Below are 24,891 nucleotides of genomic sequence, written 5' to 3'. Positions count from 1 at the left end.
CCCATTTCCGCTTGGGATCGCGTCACGACGGAGCGCCGGCGCTGAGGACCACCGAGGATCCTGCCACCATGTCGCCCGATAGAGCCATCGGCATCATGTGCCCCGACATCTGGGGCAGCTATGTTTGCGAGCTTCTCGGCGGTATCCAGTCGGCCGCCGCGCGCGCCGGATATCGGGTGCTCGCCATCAGGGCGTCCCCGCGAGACGTTCACAGGCTGCGGCTCGCGCGAGACCAGGTCGACGGGTGGATCGCGCTCATCGACGCGGCGGAACTCGATCCCTTCCTCGACGACGGCCGGCCCGTCGTGACCCTCAGCGCGCGCGCAGACGAGGACGCGCGCTGTCCCTACGTCCTGCCCGACAACCACGGTGGCGCCCTCTCGGCCGTACGCCACCTGCTCGACCACGGGCACGAGCGGATCGTCTTCGCTGGCCACATGGCGCACGAGGACATCCGGCAGCGCTTCCAGGCCTACCGGGACGCGCTCGAGGAGCGCGGCATCTCGTTCGACCCCGACCTCGTCTTCGATCTCCCGAACAACGAGCGGGCGAGCGGCCGGCTCGCCGTGCAGCGCCTGCTGGAAGACGGCGTCACCTGCACCGCGATGTTCATGTCGGCCGACAAGGAGGCGCTCGGGGTCCTCGACGCGTTCGCCGAGGCAGGCATCCGCGTCCCCGAGGACATCGCGCTCGTCGGGTTCGACGACATCGAGGCGGCCCGGTACGCCTCGCCGCCGCTGACGACGGTCCGCCAGCGGTTCGACCGGCTCGGCAGGACGGCCGCCGAGCTGCTCATCGACCTCCTCGCCGGGCGGGAGCTCCCCTGCGCGGGGCACATCGCGCCGACGACCCTGGTCCTGCGCCGCTCCTGCGGCTGCTCGCCCGCCCCGGCGCTGCGCGACGCGCCCCCGTCGTCCCGCAGCGCCGCCGCGCCGGCCAGCGGGCCCCCGTCGTCCCGCAGCGCCGCCGCGCCGTCCGGCGCGCTCGCGCGGGAGCTCGCCGCGCTCGCGAGCGCCTCGACGTCCCTCGATCCGAGCTCGCCGCCGGAAGAGGCCTGGCCCGGGGCGACGGAGGTGGTCCTCGGGCTCGAGGCAGCCGTCTGGGGCAGGCCCGGCCCCGCCGTCGCGGAGCTGGAGAGGGCCTGGCGAGAGGCCGCGGAGCAGATGCCCGACATCGACCAGCTCCTCGAGATGATCGACCGGCTGGAGCGGGCCGGCCAGAGGATGCTCCGCGGCGCGGGGGACGCCGCCGCAGAGCGGCGCGTCGCGGCGTACATCCGGGCGGCCCGGCGCGCCATGATGGAGGGCCGGGTGGCCATCGAGGCGGCCCGCGCCGACTACCTGAACGGCCTGCTCGACATCAACCTCGTCATCCGGGAGACGCTCCTGGAGGACGCGGGCGGCGGCGGGAGCAAGCTGAGCTGGCTCTCCGCCGTGCAGATGAGCTGGGGTTGCCTCGCCGTGTGGGAAGCGCCCGGGGACACGGGCCGCGCGCTGCGGGTCGTCGAGAGCTGCTCCCCCGGGGCGACGGCCGCCTCGCCGGAAGCGGGCGCGCGCGTCGCGGCCGAGGCGTTCCCGCGCCGCGAGTGGCTGCCTGCCGCCGCCCAGCGCGACGACCACGTCCTCCGGCTCATCCCGCTCCGCGGCGAGGGGGAGGATCGCGGCGTCCTCGCCGTCTGCGCCCCGGTGAGCAGCCCGCTCGGGCTGGATCACCGGGACATGGAGATGTGGGTGGCGATGCTCACCGCGGCGCTCGAGCGCGCGGCGCTGATCGAGTCGCTGATCGAGCAGGAGCAGCAGGCGCGCGCCGCCTACGAGCGCGAGCGCGCCCTCGCGGACAACGTGCGCCAGCTCGGGTGCCCGGTCATCCCGCTCGATCAGGGCGTGCTGCTCGTGCCGCTCGTCGGCGCCATCGATCTGGAGCGCGCGCGCCACGTGCTCGAGGTGGTGCTCGCGGAGCTCAGCCGCCAGGAAGCCGAGGTGCTGCTGATGGATATCACCGGCGTGCCCTTCGCCGACATGCAGGTCGCGGCGTCGCTGATGAAGACGACCCGCGCCGCCCTCCTGCTCGGCGCCGAGGTCATCGTCGTGGGGATGCGGCCGCAGGTCGCGCAGGGGTTCATCCGCCTCGGCATCGACCTCCAGGGCATGACGCTCCACCAGACCCTCGGCAGCGCGCTCTCGGCGCTGCGCGGCAGGCGGCAGCCGCTCAAGGCGCCGCCGGGCCCCCGCGCCTGAGCCCCCGGCGCGCGCCGCGCCTCGGCTCCGCTATTCCGCTGCGTCTGGCCTCGCCGCGGCGGCCCCGCGGGCGCGGCGGCCGCGCTTGCCTTCCCCCGCTTCCCCCGGCGCGCCGCGCGCAGCGCGCGGCTTGCGCCTTTTGACGCGGACGCTGACGCCGACCCGCCGCACGAACGACAGGAACTGCCGGAGCGTGGGTGAGGCGTCGTCGGCGCGCCACGCGACGAGCAGGTCGGTCGACGGCGCGCCGACGATCGGCCGCAGCGCGAGCCCCTTGCGCCCGACATTCTTGATGGATTCCGGCAGGATAGAGACGCCGAAGCCCGCGGCCACCAGGCTCAGGATGTCGAGGTGCAGCGCCTCCTGCGCGATGCGCGGGGAGAAGCCCGCCTCGCGGCAGAGCCCCATCACCAGGTCGAAGAAGGCCGACCCGCGCTGGCGCGGGAACACGACGAACGGCTCGCGCGACAGGAGCTCGAGCGGGATGCGCTTCCGCGCGGCGAGCGGGTGGTCGGCCGGCAGGGCGACGAGGAGCGGCTCGCGCCGGACGCACTCGGACGCGAGCCGGGCGTCGTGGAGCGGCGCCCTCACGAAGCCGACGTCGATGCGCCCGTCCTTGAGCGCCTCGATCTGCTCCTGCGGCGGCATCTCGCGCAGCGCGAGCTCCACCGCGGGCAGCTCCCCGCGAAAGGTGCGGACCAGCTCGGTGATGCCGCTGTACGCGAGCGACGACAGGTAGCCGACCACGAGGCGCCCGGTCTCGCCCACGCTCGCGCGCCGGGCCTCGTGCACCGCGAGATCGAGCGCGTCGAAGACCCGCCGGACATGGGCGAGGAACACCGCGCCCGCGGGCGTCAGCTCGACGCGCCGCCGCGAGCGATCGAAGAGCGAGAACCCGAGCTCGGACTCGAGATCCTGGATCTGCCGGCTCAGCGGCGGCTGGGCGATGCCGAGCCGCTGCGCCGCGCGGCCGAAGTGCCGCTCCTCGGCGACGGCCGTGAAGTACCGGAGGTGGCGCAGATCCATACCTTGAAGGTATCGTGTGATACGAAAGAATAGATTGGACGAACGTCACGGGCACCCTAAATGCGGAGCCTGCCCTCAGGCGCCACCCCCGGCCGGGGCGCTCCGGAGGGGGACGGGAATTGGCCCATGTGGCTCGTCCGGATCGCGCTTCAACGCACGTACACGTTCATCGTGATGTCGATGCTGATCGTCATCCTGGGCGTGTTCACCGTCGCCCGGATGCCGACGGACATCTTTCCCGACATCGACATCCCGGTCCTGTCTGTAATTTTCAACTACGGCGGTCTCCCCCCCGAGGAGATGGAGAAGCGCATCGTCAACAATTACGAGCGCTTCCTCACCACGACCGTCAACGACATCGATCACATCGAGAGCCAGTCGCTCACCGGCATCTCGATCATCAAGATCTTCCTCCAGCCCGGGGCCAGCATCGAGGCCGCCACGGCGCAGGTCACGGCGATCTCGCAGACCGCGATCCGCCAGATGCCGCCGGGGATCAGCCCGCCGCTCATCATCCGTTACAGCGCCTCCAACGTGCCGATCCTCCAGGCCGCGCTGGAGAGCGAGTCGCTGAGCGAGCAGCAGCTCTTCGATTACGCGGTCAACTTCATCCGCGCCGACATCGCCACGATCCGGGGCACGCAGATCCCGTACCCCTACGGCGGGAAGCAGCGGCAGATCATGGTCGACATCGACCCCCAGCGCCTCTTCGCCTGGGGGCTGTCGCCGCGCGACGTGAACGCGGCGCTCGGGCTGCAGAACGTCATCCTGCCCTCCGGCACGGCGAAGATGGGGGAGAACGAGTACCCCGTCATCCTGAACAGCAGCCCCGCGGCCTTCGAGGAGCTCGGCAAGCTGCCGCTCAGGACCGTGAACGGCAGGACCGTGTACCTCCGCGACGTCGCGAGCGTGCGCGACGGGAGCGCGCCGCAGACGAACATGGTGCACGTCGAGGGCAAGCGCAGCGTGCTCCTGAGCATCCTCAAGAACGGGAGCGCGAGCACGCTCGACGTCGCCTCGCGCATCCACGCGATGCTGCCCGCCACGCTGGAGAAGCTCCCGAAGGAGCTCAAGGTCTCGCTGCTCTTCGATCAGTCCGTGTTCGTCCGCGCCGCGGTCTCCGGGGTCGTGCACGAAGCGCTGATCGCCGCGGGGCTCACGGCGCTCATGATCGTGCTGTTCCTCGGGAGCTGGCGCAGCACGCTCATCGTCGTCATCAGCATCCCGCTCTCGATCCTCGTCTCGATCATTGCCCTGAACGCCCTCGGCCACACGCTCAACGTGATGACGCTCGGCGGGATGGCGCTCGCCGTCGGGATCCTCGTCGACGACGCGACCGTGGCCATCGAGAACATCCACAGGAACCTCGCGCAGCGGAAGCCGTTCCTCCGCGCCATCGTCGACGGGGCGCAGGAGATCGCCGTCCCGGCGCTCGTCTCCACGCTCTGCATCTGCATCGTCTTCGTGCCGGTCGCCTTCATCACCGGCGCCGCGCGGTCGCTCTTCGTGCCGATGGCCATGGCGGTCGTCTTCGCCATGCTCACGTCGTACTTCCTGTCGCGGACGCTCGTCCCGACGCTCGTGCGCCTGCTGCTCGAGCGCGAGGCGGCGGAGCACGCGCACGGCCACGCCGCTCCCCAAGGCCTCTTCGGGCGCGTCTTCGCCGCGTTCAACCGCGCCTTCGACCGGCTGCGGGCGGCGTACGGCGGGTGGCTCGCGTGGGCGCTCGCGCACCGCGCCCTGTTCGTCGGGGCGTTCCTTGCGCTCGTCGCCGCCTCGGTCGCGCTGATCCCGCTCCTCGGCCGCGACTTCTTCCCGACCGTCGACGCGGGGCTCATCAAGCTCCACGTGCGCGGCCCGCCGGGCACCCGCCTCGAGGAGAGCGAGCGGCGCTTCGCCCGGATCGAGGAGACCATCCGCGGGGCGCTCCCGCCGGGCGAGATCCGCACGATGCTCGACAGCATCGGGATCCCGGCGAGCGGCATCAACCTGTCGCTCAGCGAGGGCGCGCAGATCTCGTCGGCCGACGGCCAGATCTTCATCGCGCTCGCGGAGCACCACCGGCCCACCGCCGACCACGTCCGGGCGCTCCGCGCGAAGCTCAACGCGGCGTACCCCGACACGACGTTCTTCTTCCTCGCCCCCGACATCTCGACGCAGGTGCTGAACTTCGGCCTCGCGGCGCCGATCAACGTCCAGGTCGTCGGCCCGATCGGCAAGGAGGACGAGACCTACGCCGTCGCGCTGAAGATCGCCGATCGCATGGAGAGGATCCCCGGCGCCGTCGACGTCCACCTCGCGCAGGTGCCGGCGAGGCCGCAGCTCCGCATCGACGTCGACCGCACCATGGCCGACCAGCTGGGGCTCAGCCAGCGGGACGTGGCGAGCGACGTGCTGGTCTCGCTCTCGTCGAGCGGACAGACGTCGCCGACCTACTGGCTGGACAAGCGCGGCGTGCAGTACCTCGTCGCCGTGCAGACGCCCCAGTACGCGATGGGGTCCATCGACGACGTGAACACGACGCCGCTGTCGACCGGCGACGGCCGCCCCCAGCTCCTGTCCAACGTCGCGTCGATGTCGCGCACGACCGGGCCGGCGAACATCACCCATTACAACGTCGCGAGGACGTTCGACGTCCAGGCGAACGTCGACGGCACCGACCTCGGCTCGGTCGCGGGCGCCGTCGCGCGCGTCGTGGACGAGCTCAGGCCCGAGCTGCCGCGCGGGACGAAGGTGACCATCAAGGGGCAGGCCGAGAGCATGGACACCTCGTTCACGGGGCTCGGCTACGGGCTCCTCTTCGCGGTCGTGCTCGTCTACCTGCTGATGGTCGTGAACTTCCAGTCGTGGCTCGACCCGCTCATCATCCTGATGGCGCTCCCGGGCGCGGTGGCCGGCATCGCGTGGGTGCTCTTCGTGACGCACACGACGCTGAGCGTGCCCGCGCTCATGGGCTCGATCATGTGCGTCGGCGTCGCCACGGCGAACAGCATCCTCGTCGTGACGTTCGCGAACGACCAGCGCAAGCTGGGCCGCGACGCGGGCACCGCGGCCCTCGCCGCGGGCATGACGCGCCTCAGGCCGGTGCTCATGACGGCGCTCGCGATGATCTTCGGCATGCTGCCCATGTCGCTCGGCCTGGGCGAGGGCGGCGAGCAGAACGCCCCGCTGGGGCGCGCGGTCATCGGCGGTCTCCTCGTCGCGACGCTGAGCACGCTCTTCTTCGTGCCCGTGATGTACAGCCTCCTCCGGAACAAGGCCCCGGCCAGAGACCTGCTCGCAGAGGACGTATGAGCTCCCCCGCCCGCCGCGCCCCTGTCCCCCCGACGTCTGCTCCCCCGTCTCCGGGCAGCCCAGCCGACGACCTCGGGTTCGATCTGCCGCCGCCCGCCGTGCTGACGAGGACGCGCGGCCTCGCCCTCGGCGTGGGCCTCGTCGTCGTGCTCGGCGCGGCCTTCGCCGCCGCCTACCTGCCCCGCCGGAACGCCCGCGCCGCGCTCGAGCAGGGGGCGCGGGCCGCCGAGGGCGCGGCCCCGCGCGTGGGGGTCGTCGCGCCGCAGCCGGTGTCGAGCGACAGGGCGCTCGTCCTGCCCGGGAGCATCCAGCCCCTCGCCGAGACGGTCGTCTACCCGCGCGTGAGCGGCTACGTGCGGAAGTGGACCGTGGACATCGGCGACAAGGTCGAGGAGGGGCAGATCCTCGCCGAGATCGACACGCCCGAGCTCGATCAGGAGCTCGCGCAGGCCCGCGCGCAGCTCGTGCAGGCGAGCGCCGGCCTCGTGCAGGCCGAGGCCAACCGCGACCTGTCGAGGTCGAGCGTGAAGCGCTACGAGCAGCTCGTCCCCGCGGGCGTGGCGCCGCAGGAGGAGCTCGAGCAGCGGCAGGGGCAGGCGCACGTCGCCGAGGCGAGCGTCACCGTGGCGCGCGCCGCGATCACCGCGCAGCAGGCGAACGTCCAGCGCATCCTCGACCAGAAGAAGTTCGCGAAGGTCGCCGCGCCGTTCGCGGGGACGGTCACCTCGCGCACGATCGAGCGCGGGGCGCTGGTCACGGCGGGCAACGGGACGCCGCTCTTCACCATCGCCGCGATCGACCCCGTTCGCGTCTTCGTGGGCGTCCCGCAGGACGTCGCGCCCAGCGTGCGGGTCGACGCGCCGGCGAAGGTCACGGTGCGCGAGTTCGCGGGGCAGCCGTTCCAGGGCACGATCGCGCGCGCGGCCGGCGCGCTCGACGCGGCGACCCGGACGATGAACACGGAGGTGCGGGTGCCGAACCCCGACGGCCGGCTCCTCGCGGGCATGTACGCGGAGGTCGCGCTGACCTTGCCCACGCCGCACCGCGTGCTCGAGATCCCGGCGACGGCGCTCTACAACGACGCCAAGGGGCTGCGCGTGGCCGTCGTCGACCCCGGGAGCAGGATCCGCTTCGCGCCGATCGTCGTCGAGCGCGACACGGGCGCGACGATCCATGTGTCGACCGGGCTCGACGGCAGCGAGCGCATCGTGAAGCTCGCGAGCGCGGAGCTGAGCGAGGGGACGGCGGTCGAGGTCGTTCCGTGACGATCCGGCGCTGCCCGCCGCGGGCGGCGTGACGAGGAGGGGGTCCGCCGCGAGGACGAAAGGAGACGATCCTCGACCGTCCTGGCGTCGTGGCGATTGTTCGATCCGGATCGCCGTGCCCGGCGGCGCTACTCGGCGAAGTACGCCGGGATGTCGATGAACTCCTGCGTGAACAGGGCTCTGAAGAACTCGATATCGGTGCCGGGCTCCAGCTCGAGATACCGGGTGTACTCCAGCACGGTCTTGTTGCCGCAGGCCCGGGTCAGGTCCCCGAACGCGTAATACTCCTGCATGCCGAGCACCGGCTCGACGAGGCGCACGAGGATCTGGTGCTCCGCCTCGGAGCGGTAGATGATCTCCTCGAGGAGCGTGTTGCCCGCTGCGGAGAACTGGAAGCGTGACGGGATGGTCTCTGGGCCACCGCCGTCCAGCCACAGGAACGTCGGCGCCACGTCGGGGAGGACGGCCTCGACGAACCACTCCACGTCGCGGAGCACCGGCCAGACCTCGCCGATCGGAGCGTCGATCAGCACCCGCTGGTAGCTCAGAACCTGGTCCTCTCCGATGCTTGTGAGCACGAACACACTCTCTGTGTCGTCGTGGCACGCGACCTTGTGCGCCGCGTTGTCGGCGGCGCCCTGCGCGCGGTCTTTTGCCGCCGCATGGCCTGTCCAGAGCAGCGCGGCCATGCAGCTCGCGAGGACGGTCGAAAGGCTGGTGGTAGCTCTCATTACAAGCTCCTCTCGGTAGAATACTGCGGAGATGGCGGTTCGCTCGCCGGCGCCGCGTCCCCGGCGCCACGCGCGCTGTCCAGTCCCCAAGGGCTCTCGTGCTCGCGAGCGCTCTGGGCGCTCGCGGGCCAACTGAAGCAGGCTAGCAAACTCAGGAGTTCGCCGTCGAGCAGAAAGCCGACAGCACCTTGCCCGACACTTGCCCTGCCGCTTGCCCGCCGCGACATTCTCGCGCAGCTCACGGGTCGAGCGCGGATGGTCGCGTCGCGTCATCACGAGAGCAGGAGACGGCGCTGGTCGCGCTGCAGGCCCCGATGAGGAGCAGAATCTCCCACACGGGGCGCTGCGCCGTGCCAGAATTTACACCTGGCGAGCGCTCGCATACCATCGCCACGACACAGCACCATCGCTGGCGTGACCGCCGTTCACCTTGGCTCACGCTCAACAAACAAGAAGCGAGCACCAACGGATCGCGGGATGAGAGATCGCATCGGCGTCACGGGGGAAGATAGGGTTGAAGAGGGGGTGCCTGCGAACGTCACCACCTCCGAGCGCGCGGAGCGGCGGATAGCGGCGCTGGAGAGAGCGCTGGCGGAGTCGCAGGCGGCGCTGGCGGAGCTACGCGCAACGCATCAGAGCCTGCATGACATGCTCATGCACGCGCGCACGCCGATCTGCATGTGGCGGGGCGAAGACCTCGTATACTCGCTCGTGAACCCGGCCTACGCCGCCTCGTTCGCCGGCCGTCAGCTTCTCGGCAGGTCGCTCCGCGAGGTGCTCCGCGAGGTGCTCGGTGAGGAGGAGGCGCGAGGGTTCTGGGATCTCGTGAACGGCGTTTATCGTACCGGCGACCCGTTCCTCGGCAGCGAGGTGCCCGTGAAGCTGCACGACGCGGAGAAAGGCCGCGACGAGCTGCGGTGGTTCAACATCGTGTACGCGCCCGTCCGCGGCGGCGCGGGGGAGATCGTCGGCGTGTGCCACTACGGCGTCGAGATCACCGAGCAGGTGCAGGCGCGGCGGGCGGCAGAGGCCAGGGCCGAGGAGCTGCAGCAGAGCGCCGAGCTGATCGCGGCGCAGCAGGAGACCATCCGGGTCCTCGGCACACCGGTCCTGCCCCTCGCGAAAGGGGTGCTGGCGATGCCGCTGATCGGGCCGCTCGACGCCCGACGCTCGGAGCAGATCATGGAGGGTCTGCTCGCCGGGGTCGTGAAGGAGAGCGCCACGATGGTGATCCTGGACGTCACCGGCGTGGAGACGATCGACACGCAGGCCGCGGACGCCGTGGTGCGGGCCGCTCAGGCGGTGCGGCTCCTCGGGGCCCGCGTGCTGGTCACCGGGATTCAACCGTCGATGGCTCAGGTCCTGGTGCAGCTCGGCGTCGACCTGCGCGGCATCACCACGTACAGCACCTTGCAGTCGGGCATCGCCATGGCGATGTGCGCGCGGTAGCTGCCCCGGCGCCGTCGGCGCTCCGCGCCACGCGATGGCGCGCGCCGCGGCCTCCCCCTGGAAAGCGCTCCACCGCCCCTCGCCGATCCGGCAGCCCGCCCACCGCCGCCCGGAGCGGCGCCCCGGCGCTGCCCTGCCGGGGGCGAAGCGGGGCCGCTCTGGAGCGGTGTCCCGCCGGATGTCACGATGTCACGATGTGACAATGTCACGATGTCACGCCCCCGCGGGCGTGCCTTCGCGCGCCGCAGCGGCGCCCCGAGCCTCTCCCCCTCCTCCTCGCGCACGGCGCGGCGCCAGGCGGAGGCGGCGCCCGGCGCGGCGCCGCCGGGGGCGTCAAGAGCTCGCAAGTGGCTGATATGCAGTCCATTTCCGCGGGCTCCAGGCGGCGCCGCGGCCGCCACTGAGGCGCGCCCGGCCGTCGTCGCGGCCACCACGGCGCGCGCGCCGCGCGGGTGCGCTGCTCGCCGGAGCGCCGTGCGGCCCGCTGGCACGAAGGGTGGATAAGCCCCTGACGGGGCGCGGGCGAAGAGGCGCTCCGAGACCGCAGCCCATGACCCCGATAGCCCTTCGCCCCGCCCCGCCCCGCCCCGCCCCGCGCCGCGCTGGGCTGCAGCACCATTGAAGGAAGGAATCGCGAACATGAGAGCCAGTAGCTTGATCTTCTGTGCAGCCGCGGCCGCCGCCTTCGTCGGCATGTCGCCGTCGGCTCACGCCCAAGACACGTACCCTCTGTCGCAGGGAATCTACCCCCTCCGCACGGGCACACCGGCTTCGGCGGGTCTGTCCAGCGTCCTCCTCGACCAGGCGGTCAACGAGCTGGAGGACGCGGTCGACGACGGGGATATCAACGGCGCGGTCCTCCTGGTCGCCCGCCGGGGCCGGATCGTGCTCCACACCGCCGTGGGGACGAGAGACGGCCTGAACGAGGACGATCCGGGCATGCCCTCGGTGCCGATGCCGCTCGATGGGATCTTCGATCTCGAGTCCATGACCAAGCCGTTCACCGTCTTTCTCGCGATGAGAATGCAACAGTCCGGGAATTACCCGGGGTTCAACATCAACAACACGGTCGCGACGTATTTCTCGGAGTTCGCCGTCTCCTCGGTCAACAACAAGAGCTCTGTCACGATCAGGGATCTGATGAGCTATGTATCGGGGGAGGATGTCGACTACTTCGACGACAGCAACCCGAACGGCCTCTTCGACGACGCCGACCCCTGGCACTCGATGCTCGAGGCGCCGCTGGCCCGCCCGCGGGGGACGAAGGTCGTCTACAGCGATCTCGGCTTTCGGATCCTGGGCCACGTGCTGGAGACGGTCGGCGGCGACTCGCTCCAGAACCTGATGCAGACCTACATCTTCACCCCGCTGGGCATGACGGACACCGGCTTTCAGCCGTGGCTCAACATGCCGGAGAAGGAGGACCGCTTCGTCGGCACGGCGTGGTCCGCGGCGCGCGAGCGTTACCTCCGGGGCGAGGTGCAGGACGAGACCGACTACTTCCTCGAAGGGGACGGCCCGGACCCGGCCGAGCACCTCACCGGGTGCGACGGCCTCTTCTCGACCGCGAGCGATCTGGCGAAGTTCGCCCAGATGATGTTGAACCGGGGCAGGCACATGTACAGCTGCAACAACTCCATTTTCCCCTTCTGCGCGAACACCATGCTCCCTGCCCAGGCCGTGTTCGACATGACCACGAACCAGACAGGCTCGCTCCATCTCAACAGGTCGGCCTGGACGTACTCCGAGAACCTGCTCTACTCGCGCAAGGGGTACGGCTGGGAGATGTGGGACGCAGGCATGTGGCCCGGCGGGGAGTCGACATCGACCGTCGCCTACAGCAAGACAGGCGCTGCAGGGACGCTCATGGTGCTCGATCCCGAGCCGAGCCGCGAGATGTTCGCGATCCTGCTCACGAACCACGGGCTGCCGAGCTTCGAGCACTTCACCGTCGACCCGGTGACGGGCAAGATGTCCTGGGAGGACTTCGACTGGATGCTCGGTGACATCCGGGCCAACGAGGTCATGACCAAGGTCTACGGGTCCCTCGCCTGGTGACCCGTCCCGCGGAGACGACGCGCGGGCCGAGCCGCACCCCGACGCGCATCACCTGGGCCGGCGCCCTCGCGCGGCGCCGCGCGAGGGCGGGCGTCGTCACTGCGCCTGAGCCGCCGCGAACGGGTTCAGCTGGTTCGTGAACAGGTCCTCGGCCTTGATCTGCCCCGGCTTGAGGTCGCCGTCCTTCACAAGCCAGTCGATCCAGATCTGGTATTCCCCGGCCGACAGGAGCCCCCCTTTGCCGGCGACGCCCAGGCTCGTCCAGTACTTGGCCAGCGACGCGTCCTCGTTGCGGCCCCGCCGCTCGATGATGCGCTGCAGGCGGGCCACCACCTCCTCGCGCGGCGTGCTCCGGGCCCACTCGATGGTGCGCGCCGCGGCCTCCACGAACTTGCGGGCGCTGTTCGGGCTCTCCTTCAGGAATCGCTTGCTCATCACGTAGCTGCCGGCGGTGAGCTCGCCGAAGAGCTCGTGATCCGAGAACAGGGCCCGGACGCCGCCGCGCTCCAGCGCCTTGTCGCGCAGGATGTCGCCGAGGACGGCGACGTCCACCTGCTTCTGCCGAAGCGCCTGCTCCGCGCTCACCGGCGGCAGCACCACCAGCGTGACCTGCGCGATCTCGGCGCTCGTCAGCCCCTGGCGCGACAGGTACTCTTTCAGCATCAGCTCGTAGTGCGCGCCCAGCGTGTTCATCGCGACCTTCTTGCCGATCAGGTCCCGCGCCGCCTTGATGGGGCTGTCCTCGGTCACGTAGAAGCCGGCCCACCGCTTCGCGTCGATCCCGTAGCCGCCCACCACCGCCCGGAGCGGCGCCCCGGCGGCGATCAGCTTGATCACCGCGCCGTTGAACGCCTGCCCCAGATCGGTGTCTCCGGTGACCACGGTCTGGATGTCCTGCGGCCCGCTGATCGTGTTGCCGACGTAGCTCAGCCGGATCGGGGCGAGGTACCCCAGGTCCTCCGCCAGCTCGGGCACCGAGACCATGCCCGAGAACCCCTGATATCGCAGCTCCAGCACCTCGTAGTCGCCGGCGGCGCTGTCGCCGTTGCCGTGGTCGACCTTCGAGCAGGCCGCGAGCGCGAGCGCGGCGCAGAGGGCCGCTACGAGCCTACGGCGGGTCGTGGCGATCGAAGATGACTTGTCGAGCTCTCGCATGGTGAATGTCTCTTTTCGGCCGTTACTCGGCGGCCGCGGGCTCGGCGGGCGTGGGGCTCACGGCCGCCGCGCTGGGCGTCCTGCGCGCCACGGCGAGGAGCACGCCGAAGAACACGGACAGGAGCAGGAACATCGATTGGAGCCCCAGGCTCCGGCCCATCAGGCCGCCCACGGTGCTGCCGAACAGGCCACCTGACGGCCCCACGAGGGCCTGCAGGCCGGCCACCTTGCCCCGCCCCGCCCGGGCGCCGATCCGGGCGATGCGGGTGAGGTTGGCGATCTGGAGGACGCCGAGCCCGAGGCCGAGCAGCAGGCCGCCGGCCCGCAGCGGCGTCAGATCGCGCGAGAGGCCGAGCAAGAGGAGCGCGCTCGGGACGAGGACCAGGCTCGCGAGATAGACGCGCTCGTGCCCCACCCGGCCCACGAGGCCGCCCAGCGAGAACAGCGCGAAGATGAAGGTCACGCCCTGCCAGGCCAGGAGCCCCGACGCCTCGGCCGGCGTCAGGTCGGCGACGGCGACGCCGATGGGGATGATGAAGAACATGAAGAACGAGTTGATCGACTGGGCCGCGAACTCGATCAGGCACACGCTGCGCAGCTCGACGTCCTGCGCGAGCAGGGCGAGGTCGGACCGGACGCCGGAGAGGCGCAGCGCTCCACGAGGTGAAGACCGCGCCGTGTAGCGGCCGAAGACGATCGGCGACATGAGCACGGTGATCAGGAACGAGACGCCGATGAGCCGGTACGTGCCCGAGAAGCCCAGCGCCTTCGTGAGGCCGGCCGCGAGCATGGGGCCGAGCAGGAACATGCCGACCATATGGGTGCCGCGGTACCAGCCGGCCTTGGCCTCTCCCACCGTCTCGAGCTGCTGCATGAACACGGTGCTCAGCGAGACGAAGCGCATCGGCATGAAGAAGCTGATCGCCGTCGTGCAGGCCAGGAGGAACACCGGAGACGGGACCGCCGGCAAGGCCATGTAGAGCGACCCGGCGACGAGGCTCCCCAGCACGAACAGCCGCGAGGGCCCGAGGTGATCGACGAGGAGCCCGATGGGGATGCTCATCAGGAGCACGCCGACGCTCTGCGAGCCGGAGATCAGCCCGAGCAGCGCCTCGTCCGCCCCGAGCTCCAGCGCATACAGCGTCGTGCTCACCTTGGCCACGCCGACGCTGAGGCCCATGACCGAGGACAGCGCCGCGAACATCAGCAGAAAGCGGTTCTTGTCGATGAAGGAGCGCAGTTGGACCTCGGGGCACCGCGCGGATCAAGCCTGTTGATCCGCGCCGGCGAACACCCGCGGTCAGCAACCCCCATGCCGCGCCGGAGCGGGCCGGAACGCGGGACCGAGAGCTTCCGCGCTGCTGCCGTGGCAGCAGCGGGTGGTGATCCGGTGCCCCGGCGCGAGCAGGCGCGCGCGCTCGAGCGACCACGCAGCGGTGGAACGCTACGACGCTGCGAAGCTACGACGCTGAGACCAAACCACCACGCGCCCGCCCGCCGCCGGTAGCAGGTTTTGCACGAAGCCGCCCGCGCTTTGTTGTTGCCCGCGCCATTTCGAGGGTGGTACTGGTGCAAGGCATGAAATTCCCTGCGATTCATGCACTGATCGCCGCGTGCGCGCTCTGTTCCACGGCCGCGTGCTCGTGGCAGCCGTATGGCGAGGTTCGCGTCGTGAGGCGGACGAAGGTCGGCGGCGAGCTCGCGATCCTGGGCGATCGCGAGGTGGCCATGCAGAAGGCGAGCCAGACGATGGCCACGACCTGCGGCGGACCCGAGAGCTACGAGATCGTCGAAGAGGGCGAGACCGTGGTCGGGGAAGACACCGTGTCCGAGTCCAACGAGCGCCGCGAGAAGGATTTCTTCGGGCCGAAGAAGCGGAAGCAGGAGAGCACGCACACGGTGCAGAAGACCGAGTGGCGCGTGAAGTACGAGTGCAAGAAGGACGAGCCGGCGGCCGCCGCGGAGGGGGCGCCCGCAGGCGACGCCGCGCCCGCCGAGCCCACCGAGGGCAAGACCGAGGGGCGCCGCGTCCACGAGGTGATCATCCGGTTCTGACGCGCGTCTCCGCGCGCGGCGGTGACCTGTCCGCCTTGGAGCAGCAGAGCCGGCCACAGGGTCGCTCCCGGTCGCGCCGGCTTTGCCATCGTGCTCTCGGCCTGCCCAGTGGTAGATCTGGTGCAGCATGGACGTTCTTCAATGGGTCGAGCGTGCGGCGGCCGCGCCGTCATTGCTGCTCGCGACGGACTTCGACGGGACAATCTCCGAGATCACCGCGGTCTCGGGCGGGGCGGTGGCGGCGCCGGGCGCCCTCGGGGCGCTGGGGGCGCTCTCGCGGGCGCCGGGCACGACCGTGGCGATCGTCACGGGGAGGACGATCCACGACATCGCGGCGCGCACGGCGGCGATCGGCGCGGTGTGGCGCGTGGGCGAGCACGGGGCGGAGATCGCGGCGCCGGGCGGGGAGCTCGTGTACCTGGCGGAGGCGCCGACCGAGGCGCTCGACGCCCTGGAGCGCGAGGCGGAGGAGGCGGTGCGGCGGATCCCTGCGCTCGGGATCGAGCGCAAGCGCTGCTCGATCGCGCTCCACTGGCGGCGCGTCCCGGCGGAGGCTCGGCCGGCGGCGTTCGACGCGCTCGGGGCGTGGGAGGACGCGGCGGCGCGGCGGGGGTTCGTGGTCATGAGGGGGCGCAGCATCCACGAGGCCCGGGACGCCGCGCATGACAAGGGCCGCGCCCTCGCGTTCCTGCTGGCGCGGCTGCCGCAGGGGACGCTGGTGGTCTATGCGGGCGACGACACGACGGACGAGCCGGCGATCGCCCATGCCCGCGAGATCGGCGGCGTGGGCGTCTACATCGCCTCGTCCGAGCGGCCGGACACCGCGGTCGAGCCCCACCTGACGCTCGATGGGCCCGAGGCGTGGATCGCGTTCCTCGAGGCGCTCGCGGCGCGGCGCGGCGCGGCGGCGTGATCGGCGAGGCGCCGCGCCTGGCCTGAGGGCCTTCATCAAGCTCTCCGTTCTCGTACGTCAGAGAGAAGATCAGGAGAAGCGGTGTTGCGCGCGGAGCGCGGGTGTACGGCGGGCAGATGCGGTGAGGTGGTGAGCCGGACGGCGGTGTCTCGCCTCGAACGGAGCGTGAGTCCACCTGGGGTATCCGCCGCCAGCAAACCGAGCGCGCCGTTCGTCCATGGCCGTTCGAAAGATGAAGTCTGATTAGCGGGTGAGCTGGACCGACAGTAGAGTTCGGCGCATGTGGACATTTCACATCTCAGCATTTCCGCTCCGCCGCACGAGCCGCGTGCAGGCGACCTCGGTGCCGCTGTGCCTCGTCGTCGCGCTGGCGGGCTGTTCGCCCAAGGCCCGCAGCTTCCAGGGCTCGGGCGGCGCGGGCGCCGGCGGCGACGGGGATCAGGGGGTCGGGGCGGGTGACCCCGGCGCTGGCTGGGACGGAGAGGCCCCTGCGTGCGCGGCCGAGACGCAGGCGGCCGACTGCGACGATGGCAATCCATGCACCGCGGACGCGTGCACCGCAGGCGCATGCGTCAACGTCCCGCTCGACGGCGTACCGGCGCTGCCGTCCGGGCAGATCGCGGGCGACTGCCAGATCCTCACCTGCGCTGCGGGCCAGCCGTATCCTGCGCCGGACGACGCCGACGCCGAGGACGACGGCGACCCATGCACGAGCGACGCGTGTCGACGCGGGGTCGCCACGCACGTCGTGGCTGCGGGTTCGCCGTGCGGCCAGGGCCTCGTCTGCGATGCAGCGGGCGCGTGCAAGGGCGCGAACGGTCGGGCGTGCGCCGGTCCGGGGGACTGCGCGAGCAGGAAATGCGTCGACGGCGTCTGCTGCGACACAGCCTGCGACGAGACCTGCATGGCCTGCAACGTCGAGCGGTCGGTCGGCACGTGCTCGCCCCTCGGCCCCGGAGTCGAGGACGAGCCGGACTGCGTGCTCCAGCACGAGGTCTGTGACGGCATGGGCGCTTGCAAGCTGGCGCCCGGCCGGCGGTGTCATCGAGACGAGAGCTGCGCGAGCGGCGTCTGCCGCGGGAGCGGCCGCTGCGGCGAGTTCACGACGGAATGAACCGCGTCCGGCGCGGCGTTCCACAGGATGGAAGCTGCCAGAGCGGCCCTTCCTTGCTGCGCGCGCCGCTCGATAGGGAACACCTTTGACACAGGCGAGAGCTCTGGCATGGACTGACGCCCGATTGTCGACGCAAAGAAAAGGAGAGCGCCAACTCATGGCTCGTACACGCGCGGCTCACCGCCCATTGCACCGATGGCCGGGAGCCCTCGCGATCACCGTCGTGACGCTGGTGGGCTGCTCGGGCGCGCCGCCCGCGACAGCGCCTCCGCCGCCGTCGGCTGCGTCCCAGGAGGCCCGGCCGCCGGCGCCACCGGCGATCGCGCCGCCGCCCGCTGCGGCGCCGGGCGCGTCCGCCGCCGCCCCGGAGGAGCCGCCGCGCGCAGCGGCGCACGTCGCCGCGCAGCTCACCATCGATAAGGCGATCACCATCGGCAAGTGGCCTGAAGGGATCGCCGTCGTCGGCGACACGGCGTGGGTCGCCGAGAGCGGGAACCGGCGCGTCGCGCGCGTCGACCTGAAGCGCGGAGAGGTGGTGTCGCGCGTGGCGGTCGGCCGGCTCCCGGTGCAGGTCGTCGCCTCCCCCGAGGGGGCGATCTACACGCTGGCGCACACCGATCGAGCGATCTGGGCCATCGACGGGCAGACGGCGCGCGCCCGCGCGCTGGCGCGCTTGCCCGATTCCCCCGAGGACATGGTGGTTGCGGACGGCGCGCTCTGGGTGCTGCTCTGGAGCAAGGGGAGCTCCGCAAACTCCTCGGTCGTGCGGATCGATCCGGCCACGGGAGGTCAACGCCGCTCGCCCGCGCTCGGCCGGGACGCGTTCGCGCTCGCCGTCGGGCACGGCCGGATCTGGGTGGCGCACGGCAATGGCAAGGTGAGCGTCGTGGACCAGACCTCGCTGGAGCCGCGCGACGAGCTCCACATCGGCGACCTCCACCGGCGCATCGCCGCCGGCCCGGACGCGATCTTCACGGACGTGCGCTCCGGCGTCGCCCGCCTGGATCCGATGAGCGGCAGAGCCACGCACGAGGTCGCGCTGGGCGAGGCCGTCTCTGTGCTGCGGCAGATGGGCGACGACGTCATCGCCGTGGGTGAATCGGGCCGCACGTGGCTGCTCGACCCGGAGAACCTGACCATCCGCGCGATCCTCTCTCCCCCCGATGGGGTGCGGTCGCCGCACGACGCCCGGCGCCATGGAGAGACGCTGCTCCTCACCGAGTTCGACGACGCTGGCGCAGGTGGGAAGGAAGACGGCCGCCTGCTCATCCTGCGATCTTCGCCTCGCTGACGCGGAGCCACGCCGCAGCTCGGTTGACGGGAAGGCCCGGGAGCGAGCGCGCGGCGGCGCGCTGGGCCTGCCGGGGGTTGCCAGCGAGCATCCATGATAGGGGGGCGGCACGCGTGCGAGCCCATCAAAGCGACGCTTGACCTCCCGGAGCCGCTGAGACCACATGGCATGCCATGATCAACGCCCCGGTCCGGCCCGGCGACGTCGTGGCGGGCAAGTACCGCGTCGAGCGTCTGCTCGGCGCGGGGGCCGTGGGGGTCGTCGTCGCGGCGGTCCACGTCGAGCTCGGCCAGCGCGTCGCCGTCAAGTTCATGCGCTCGGCCCACCACGTCTCCGCCGACGCACGCGAGCGCTTCTTGCGCGAGGCGCGCGCGGCGGTACGGCTGCGCAGCCAGCACGTCGCCCGCGCGTTCGACGTCGGCACCCTCGAAGGCGGCGCGCCGTACATCGTCATGGAATTCCTCGAAGGGCGCGATCTCGCCGCGTTGCTCAAGGAGAGTGGGTGTCTCTCGCTCGACGACGCCGTGGAGTACGTTCTCCAGACGTGTGAAGCCGTCGGCGAGGCGCACGCCGCCGGCATTGTGCACCGCGACCTGAAGCCGGCGAATCTCTTCGTCACGCAGGACGTCAGCGGCGCGCCGTGCATCAAGGTCCTCGACTTCGGGATCTCGAAGATGAGCGGCGCGGAGCTCGCCCTCACGGACGACGACCAGCAGCTTGGCACCCCCTTCTACATGTCGCCCGAGCAGATGAGCTCGCCGAAGGACGTCGACGCGCGCAGCGATCTCTGGGCGCTCGGCGTCCTCTTGTATGAGCTCATCGCCGGGCAGACGCCGTTTCACGCGGAGACCTTGGCGGAGTTCTATGGGCGCATGCTCGCGGCGAAGCCGACGCCGCTCCACGAGCGCCGGAGCGACGTACCCCCGGAGATCGACGCGGTGATCCAGCGGTGCATGATGCACGATCGCGAGCAGCGCTGGAACGACGTGGCGGCGTTCGCCGGCGCCCTCGCGCCTCATGCGCCCGCGCGAGCGCGGGGCTATCCGGAGCGGGTTTGGCGGGTGCTCAACCTGTCGCGGTCGTCTTCGCCGGGAGCCAGAGACGCGCCGGAGCCGCGCCGCGCGGCGGCCTCCTCCCCGCCGGCCAGCGCCGGGGCAGCAGGGTCGATCGCGCCGCGCCCGCCGGACGCCATGGCGGACACGGCGCCCACCGCGTCCTGGCCCCATGGATCCCTATCGTCCTTCGGAGTGCTGCTGTCGAAGCCCCGCTATCGGGCTCCCCTTCTCCTCGGCGGTGCGTTCGTCGCGGGCGCTGCGCTGGCGGTGATCGCCTGGGGGGGGCAGGAGGGGGCGCGATCCCCGGCACCGACAGGCCCGGCGGCGGCCTCCTTCGGGGCGCCGAGCGCGGTCCCGTCCGCGCCCGTCGAACCCCGAGCTCTCCCCTCCGCGCCCGCCCCTCCCGACGCGAGCGCGAAAGCGCAGGCGGAGCCCACCTCGCCTTCGCCGGCGGCGACGGACACGCTCAAGGCGACGAAGCCCTCCCTGCGGGCAAAGCCTCCGGCCAAAAGCCTTCTCCCCCCGAAGCCTGAGCCGGCGTTCTCGTACGACGAGCGTCGCTAATCCTGGGACAACGGCGAGGGGTGCCCATAGAATGGGATCGGTGCGTGGCCCAGGACCGATGCGTGGGAAGCGCAGCGTCGCCGCTGCGGGTGCGCTGATCCTATCGTTATCGGTCGCGCCGCGCGTCCTCGCGGACCCGACCGCCGAGGACCGGGCGGCCGCCGATGTGCTCTTCCGCGAGGGGCGCGCGCTCGTCAAGCAGGGCAGCTACGCCCTGGGGTGCTCGAAGCTCGTCGCCAGCCAGAAGCTGGACCCGATGGCCGGGACGCTGCTCGCCCTGGCGGATTGCTACGAGCTCGATGGCGCGACGGCGAGCGCCTGGGCGACCTTCAACGACGCCGAGGCAACGGCGCGCAAAGCGGGCGATGGGCGGCGCTCGAAGGAAGCAGGGCGGCGGGCGGGCCTCCTCGAGCCGCAGCTCTCGAGGCTCGTCATCGAGGTGGCGCCGGAGGCCCGGGTCGACGGGATCGAGGTGCGGCGCAACGCGAAGCCGCTCGATGCGGCGATGTTCGGCTCGGCGATCCCGGTCGATCCGGGCGAGCACACGATCGAGGCGGTGGCGCCTGGCAAAAAGGCATGGAGCACGAAGGTGGTCGTCGAGCCGAAGCCAGGGCAGAGGACGGTGCGCGTCCCTCTGCTCGAGGACGCGCCCGCGCCAGGGCGGGCAGCGCGCGCGCCTGCGGCGGCGAGCGCCGCGCCCCCGGCGAGCTCGTGGAGCGCGCAGCGGACCGTTGGGCTCGTGCTGGGCGGGGTGAGCTTGGCCGGGATCGCGGTAGGCGCTGTGTTCGGTGTCGAGACGCTCTCGAAGATGAGCGAGGCGCGCAACCAGCACGGGTGTACCAACGACGACCCTCCCCGTTGTGACGCCGAGGGGGTCAAGCTCCATCAGGACGCGAACACGACCGCCAACATCTCGAATGTCGCGTTCGCGGCGGGGGGCGCGGCGCTCGTCACAGGCCTTGTCGTGTTCCTGACCGCGCCGTCGAGCGACGCCGTGCCGTCGACGGCGCTGGAGGTGCGCCTGGAGCCTCCGGCCCGGGCGGGAGCAGCGGGGCTGTCGTTGCGAGGTAGCTTTTGACATGCACCCGATGCGACCATGGAGGCTCGTCATCGCCGGTGGCGCATTGCTCGTCTCCGGCTGCCAGATCATCGCGGGTGTGCGCGCCGACGCGGAGCTGAACCAAGGAGGCAGCGGCGGCCAAGCGTGCAGCGCTTCTCCCGAGTGCCAGAGCGGCGTCTGTCAGGACGGCGTCTGCAAGCCGGCCGAGGCGAAGTGCGCGCTCGATCTCGAGCCGTTCGACATCCTCACGTCCGGAGACCTCGGCGGCCATGAGGTCGACACCTCCTCGCTCGTGCTGGCAAGCGGACCCGATCGCGTATTCGTCTCGGTCATCGACAAGGCTGCCAGCCGGCTCGTGATAGGGACGGTGCACGAGATCGGGGAGCCGGTCGGGTCGAAGACGGAGTTCCCCTTCACCGACGGCGCGGCCTTCGTCACCGGCCGCGAATCGGGAGGGCAAGTCATCCTCCAGGGCAGGGTGGGGTACGAGATCGGGCAGCTCGTCTTCCCCACGACCGCCGACGGCGTCTCGTCCAGGGGGACGTTCCACCGGTTCCCCGCGCTCGCACCGGAGTGCTCGAGCCCCAGCGTGGCAGCGTCGATGGCGTTCGTCCAGGCGGGCGACAGCACCCTTTATGCCGCGACCTGCGCGGCGCCCGGCGGCTCGACGCGAGCGCTCGTCGTCGGTGGATCGGCCGAGCCTGCGCCGACCCTGGTGGCCCAGGGCCCACGTACCGATGCCTCGCTCAACGTTCACTACTACACCGTCACGAACGGCCAGCACCTCCTCTTGTTGGATGACAACGCGACCGGAGAAGCGTTCTTCAGAGCGGGCGCCTCGCGCGCCGATCTCGGCGCGGCGCACCGGATCCAGTTCAGCCCGTCTCCTGACGAGGTGGAGTCCTTCTTCGGGGCGTTCCCGCTGCCCGAGGGGGATGGCGTCACGCTCTTGATGGTGCACCTCGTCCCTCCGCCGAGGCTCGCCCTCTCGGCGGAGGTGGGCGTCGTAAGGGACTTCCTGTCGCTCGGACAGGTTCCCCCGCCCGGCTTCACCCCTGTCTTCAAGCTCCAGAATGTGAGCCAGTACAACCCCCCGGGCCCCGTCGCGAGCGACGGCGAAAACGTGTATTTGGCGTTGGTGCCGCCGCCTGGAAAGAGCGTGAACCTGGGCTGGTTCACGCGGACAGGTGAGAACGTGCTCCCCAACCAGCTCATCTTCTCCCTTCCGGACGGCAGCAGCGCGCAGATCCTCGGCTCGACCGTCGCGCAGCTCGGCGTCAAGCTGCTCGTCGCCTGGATCGAGCAACGCGAGGGCGCCTACTCCGTGCGCGGTCAGCGGCTCATCTGCACGCTGCAATGACGCGCCGACCGGCGCGGCCAGCTGGAGCGCCCCGTCGGTCGGCGGGAGCCCCTCGGGAGCGCGCGTCCTTTCGCGACCCGTCCACGATTCTCACCTGGCTCGCCATCGTCACAGCACGTAAGAGTGCCCAGGCCGAGGCTCAGAGCGTCCTTCCGAGCCTCTCCAGCAGCTTGGGCCACCCGGGCTTCATGCCTTCGAAAGCGGTCTTGCCCATCGGCGAGTCGAGGTTGAAGCCCTCGTGCGTGAGCGTGAGGAGCGTCCCCGCCCCTTCGGGCGTGAGGCGCCAGGTGATGATGGTGTCGAGCTGGCCGATCGCGAAGCGGTACGAGAAGAGCCGCTCCGCTTCGACGGCGAGCACCTCGCAAGCCTGCTTGCCCCAGGGCCCCATGTCGAGCTCGAAGCGGTGTCCAACGACGGCTTTGACGTCACCCGGAGCCCACCAGCGCGCGTGCAGCTCCGGATCCGTGAGCGCCCGCCAGACGGCGGACGGAGGCGCTGTGTAACGATGTTCGAGGTGGATGACTGCAGGGGCGTTCATTTTTTTCCTTCTTCGTCGAGGAGATCTTCGAGGGCGGTGAGCCGCTTCTTCCAGTACTGAGTGAACGTGTCGAGCCATTCGTCGACCTCGCTCAGCGGGCGCGGATCGAGGTGGTAATAGCGCTCGCGTCCGCGCGGCTCCTCGCGCACGAGGCGAGCTTTGCGGAGCACCTGCAGGTGCTCGGACACCGCGGGGCGGCCCAGGTCGAAGCCACGCGCGAGGTCGTTCACGGCGCGAGGTCCCATGCGGAGCTGCATCAGGATCTCGCGCCGCACCGGGTTGGCGAGCGCCGAGAACACGTCGACTTCAGCCATGTCCTTAATATGTCGGGAATCTCCGACGCGTCAACAAAATCCGACGCGTCGGCCGCGCGGCTCGGTTCGCGCGCAGCGCGGATCCAGCCCGCCGCAGGCGCCCGCGCAGCGGGGCGACGCGCCTGCGGGCGCGGGGCGGTCTGCTGTCACGTCCGCTTCAGCGCGTGCGCGATGCCGCTCCGCAGCGTCCCCGCCGTGACCAGGCCCCGCAGGTCGACGTCGAGCTCGATGAGCGTCTGCGCGATCGCCGGCTGGATGCCGGTGAGCACCACCTGGGCGCCGAGCAGCCCGACGGCGCGCGCGGCGTGCACGAGCATCTCGGCCACCTGGACGTCCACCGCCTTGACCCCGGTGATATCGATGATCGCGATGCGGGCCGCGTGCCTCGCCACGCCCTGCAGCAGCGTCTCGATGATCCGGCTCGCCCGCGCGCTGTCGAAGAAGCCGATGAGCGGCATCACCAGCACCCCCTCGGCGATCGGCAACAGCGGCGTCACCAGCTCACGTATCGTGTCCTGCTGCGCCGCGATCAGCTCGTCCCGCGCCGCCTCCCGCTCGCGCTCCGCCGCCTTGACCCGCGTGATGTCGACCGAGATGCCGGCGACCGACCCCTCCGGGATGCCCTCGCCGCGGAGGGGGAACTTGATCGAGTAGAACGTCTTCTCGCCTCGGGCGTGAGGGACGGGATCCTCGGCCTCGAACGGAGCGCCGTTCCTGCGCACCAGGTCATCGACGTCATTGTAAATAGACGCAACTTCCGATGGAAAGAAGTCGCTGTCGGTCTTTCCAAGCATGCTGCCCGGGGTCGCCCCGACGAGCTCCTCCACCGAGCGGCTCACAAGGAGAAAGGCTCCTTCCGGGTCCTTTGCATACAGGAGGACGGGCGCGTGATCACAGAACGTCGCGAGCAGCGCCTCGCTCCTGTGGAGGCGCTGCTCGCGGCGCTTTCGCTCTGTCACGTCCTCGGCCGACAGGAAGATCTCGCGCGCGGATCCATCCTCGCCTCGCGCGAAGACCTCCGCGCGCACCGCGAAGATGCGCTCGTCTCCCTCGCGGCCTCGCGCCCGGAGCTCGCCCTCGATCACCTCGCCGTCCGGCGCCCGCTTCAGCCGCTCGGCGCTCGCGGCGAGGCCGGCCATGTCGCCCGGGTGGATCCGATCCGAGAGCGCCTCGACGCCGCGTGTCGAGAGCTCTTCCTCCGTACAGCCGAGCGAGCGAGCGAGGGCGGCGTTGTGTTCTATGAGCCGCCGCTCGTCGAGGCCCACGACACACAGGATCGTCGGCGCCGCGTCGAGCATCCTCCGGGCTCGCGCGCCGAGCACGTCCTGCTGCTCCTTGGCCGTGGTCTCCTTCATCGCGGCAGGCCTCTCCTCATGGTGGCTCCTTCCAGGCCCGGGCGGCGGACGCGCGGG

19 protein-coding genes are annotated in these 24,891 nt (G+C 71.0%); 12 read left to right on the top strand and 7 right to left on the bottom strand.

Translation table 11 applies throughout. The features are described from left to right. Positions 1–68: 68 nt before the first annotated feature. Positions 69–2,237 carry a substrate-binding domain-containing protein gene (locus WMF29_RS07470; RefSeq protein ID WP_437328178.1) on the top strand — a complete coding sequence of 723 codons (2,169 nt, stop codon included), beginning with the start codon at positions 69–71 and terminating at the stop codon, positions 2,235–2,237. Between the two features lie 30 nt (positions 2,238–2,267). Here the strand turns inward: WMF29_RS07470 and WMF29_RS07465 are convergent, their stop codons facing one another. Further along, a complete protein-coding gene (locus WMF29_RS07465; protein ID WP_437328177.1) occupies positions 2,268–3,263 on the bottom strand; it encodes a LysR substrate-binding domain-containing protein in 996 nt (331 codons plus the stop codon). Between the two features lie 126 nt (positions 3,264–3,389). On the opposite strand from WMF29_RS07465, the gene WMF29_RS07460 reads away from it, so the two are divergent. Further along, a complete protein-coding gene (locus WMF29_RS07460; RefSeq protein ID WP_437328176.1) occupies positions 3,390–6,557 on the top strand; it encodes an efflux RND transporter permease subunit in 3,168 nt (1,055 codons plus the stop codon). Continuing rightward, complete coding sequence (locus WMF29_RS07455) at positions 6,554–7,822, top strand: efflux RND transporter periplasmic adaptor subunit (RefSeq protein WP_437328175.1); 1,269 nt, start codon at positions 6,554–6,556, stop codon at positions 7,820–7,822. Before WMF29_RS07460 ends, WMF29_RS07455 begins: the two co-directional genes overlap by 4 nt. 128 nt (positions 7,823–7,950) lie before the next feature. On the opposite strand, the gene WMF29_RS07450 is transcribed toward WMF29_RS07455, so the two are convergent. After that, the gene (locus WMF29_RS07450) at positions 7,951–8,553 is read right to left on the bottom strand and encodes a hypothetical protein (protein ID WP_437328174.1); all 603 of its coding nucleotides are present in this window, start codon (positions 8,551–8,553) and stop codon (positions 7,951–7,953) included. A gap of 477 nt (positions 8,554–9,030) precedes the next feature. Between WMF29_RS07450 and WMF29_RS07445 the strand changes: the two genes are divergently transcribed. Continuing rightward, on the top strand, positions 9,031–10,002 hold the full coding sequence (locus WMF29_RS07445) for an STAS domain-containing protein (protein ID WP_437328173.1): 972 nt from the start codon (positions 9,031–9,033) through the stop codon (positions 10,000–10,002). A gap of 639 nt (positions 10,003–10,641) precedes the next feature. Then, positions 10,642–12,060 (top strand): serine hydrolase domain-containing protein, encoded by a 1,419-nt coding sequence (locus WMF29_RS07440; RefSeq protein WP_437328172.1) that lies wholly within the window; start codon positions 10,642–10,644, stop codon positions 12,058–12,060. Between the two features lie 96 nt (positions 12,061–12,156). Here WMF29_RS07440 and WMF29_RS07435 read toward each other — a convergent pair whose 3' ends face one another. Both WMF29_RS07435 and WMF29_RS07430 read right to left on the bottom strand, forming a co-directional pair. Then, positions 12,157–13,215 carry an ABC transporter substrate-binding protein gene (locus WMF29_RS07435; protein WP_437328171.1) on the bottom strand — a complete coding sequence of 353 codons (1,059 nt, stop codon included), beginning with the start codon at positions 13,213–13,215 and terminating at the stop codon, positions 12,157–12,159. A gap of 22 nt (positions 13,216–13,237) precedes the next feature. After that, positions 13,238–14,419: an MFS transporter gene (locus WMF29_RS07430; RefSeq protein ID WP_437328170.1), complete on the bottom strand. Its 1,182-nt coding sequence runs from the start codon at positions 14,417–14,419 to the stop codon at positions 13,238–13,240. A gap of 467 nt (positions 14,420–14,886) precedes the next feature. Here WMF29_RS07430 and WMF29_RS07425 point away from each other — a divergent pair, with 467 nt between their 5' ends. From WMF29_RS07425 to WMF29_RS07395, 7 genes are all read left to right on the top strand, one after another. Beyond that, entirely contained in the window at positions 14,887–15,270 is a 384-nt protein-coding gene (locus tag WMF29_RS07425) for a hypothetical protein (protein ID WP_437328169.1), read from the top strand. 127 nt (positions 15,271–15,397) lie between these two features. Next, positions 15,398–16,183: a trehalose-phosphatase gene (otsB, locus tag WMF29_RS07420; RefSeq protein WP_437328168.1), complete on the top strand. Its 786-nt coding sequence runs from the start codon at positions 15,398–15,400 to the stop codon at positions 16,181–16,183. A gap of 280 nt (positions 16,184–16,463) precedes the next feature. Then, positions 16,464–17,297 carry a hypothetical protein gene (locus WMF29_RS07415; RefSeq protein ID WP_437328167.1) on the top strand — a complete coding sequence of 278 codons (834 nt, stop codon included), beginning with the start codon at positions 16,464–16,466 and terminating at the stop codon, positions 17,295–17,297. 157 nt (positions 17,298–17,454) lie between these two features. Continuing rightward, entirely contained in the window at positions 17,455–18,588 is a 1,134-nt protein-coding gene (locus WMF29_RS07410; RefSeq protein WP_437328166.1) for a hypothetical protein, read from the top strand. Positions 18,589–18,761: 173 nt separating this feature from the next. Further along, positions 18,762–20,207 carry a serine/threonine protein kinase gene (locus WMF29_RS07405; protein ID WP_437328165.1) on the top strand — a complete coding sequence of 482 codons (1,446 nt, stop codon included), beginning with the start codon at positions 18,762–18,764 and terminating at the stop codon, positions 20,205–20,207. 58 nt (positions 20,208–20,265) lie between these two features. Then, complete coding sequence (locus WMF29_RS07400; RefSeq protein ID WP_437328164.1) at positions 20,266–21,285, top strand: hypothetical protein; 1,020 nt, start codon at positions 20,266–20,268, stop codon at positions 21,283–21,285. A gap of 10 nt (positions 21,286–21,295) precedes the next feature. Then, positions 21,296–22,627, top strand: a complete 1,332-nt coding sequence (locus tag WMF29_RS07395; protein ID WP_437328163.1) for a hypothetical protein — start codon at positions 21,296–21,298, stop codon at positions 22,625–22,627. 139 nt (positions 22,628–22,766) lie between these two features. Here the strand turns inward: WMF29_RS07395 and WMF29_RS07390 are convergent, their stop codons facing one another. From WMF29_RS07390 to WMF29_RS07380, 3 genes are all read right to left on the bottom strand, one after another. Then, a complete protein-coding gene (locus WMF29_RS07390; RefSeq protein ID WP_272101077.1) occupies positions 22,767–23,165 on the bottom strand; it encodes an SRPBCC family protein in 399 nt (132 codons plus the stop codon). Next, positions 23,162–23,479: an ArsR/SmtB family transcription factor gene (locus WMF29_RS07385; RefSeq protein ID WP_437328162.1), complete on the bottom strand. Its 318-nt coding sequence runs from the start codon at positions 23,477–23,479 to the stop codon at positions 23,162–23,164. Before WMF29_RS07385 ends, WMF29_RS07390 begins: the two co-directional genes overlap by 4 nt. A 146-nt stretch (positions 23,480–23,625) precedes the next feature. Beyond that, a complete protein-coding gene (locus tag WMF29_RS07380) occupies positions 23,626–24,834 on the bottom strand; it encodes a PAS domain-containing protein (protein WP_437328161.1) in 1,209 nt (402 codons plus the stop codon). Positions 24,835–24,891: the final 57 nt, after the last annotated feature.

This window comes from Sorangium sp. So ce381 (genome assembly GCF_051473845.1).
Classification (GTDB): domain Bacteria; phylum Myxococcota_A; class Polyangia; order Polyangiales; family Polyangiaceae; genus Sorangium; species Sorangium atrum.
Note: the sequence above shows the minus strand (reverse complement) of the source record. Positions and strands in the feature narration are given on the sequence as shown.